Here is a 427-nt window from a genome sequence, read left to right as displayed (position 1 = left end):
CCTTTCTAAGGAGCACCATCAGCGAACGAGAACTCAAGCTGAACGAAACAAGCTGCACGTTTGCACGACAGAAATACAGAGCGACGCTAGTTTAACTTCTTCACTTTGTGGGCCGCTAGCTCAGTTGGTCAGAGCACTCGGCTGATAACCGAGAGGTCAGAAGTTCAAATCTTCTGCGGCCCACCATATTCATCTTTGCTGGGGGTGTAGCTCAGTTGGGAGAGCGCCTGCTTTGCACGCAGGAGGTCGTCGGTTCGATTCCGGTCACCTCCACCAGCTAAGAACACTTCTTCAAGGGACGTTTTCTTACCCAACAGTCAAGAAAAAGACGGTACGCGCTCTTTGACAATCGAACAGGACGAAACTGAAACAGGTTAAGGTAGAAAGGGCATACGACGGATGCCTAGGCACTTACAGCCGACGAAAG

General features: G+C 50.8%; 2 tRNA genes. Both read left to right on the top strand.

The features are described from left to right. The first annotated feature begins 109 nt into the window (after window positions 1–109). A tRNA-Ile gene (locus D7D26_RS12075) sits at window positions 110–186 on the top strand. 14 nt (window positions 187–200) lie between these two features. Beyond that, a tRNA-Ala gene (locus tag D7D26_RS12070) sits at window positions 201–276 on the top strand. Window positions 277–427 lie beyond the last annotated feature (151 nt).

The organism is Pyramidobacter sp. CG50-2, assembly GCF_003612005.1.
In the GTDB taxonomy this organism is placed as follows: Bacteria; Synergistota; Synergistia; order Synergistales; family Dethiosulfovibrionaceae; genus Pyramidobacter.
This window is presented reverse-complemented; position numbering and strand designations above follow the sequence as displayed.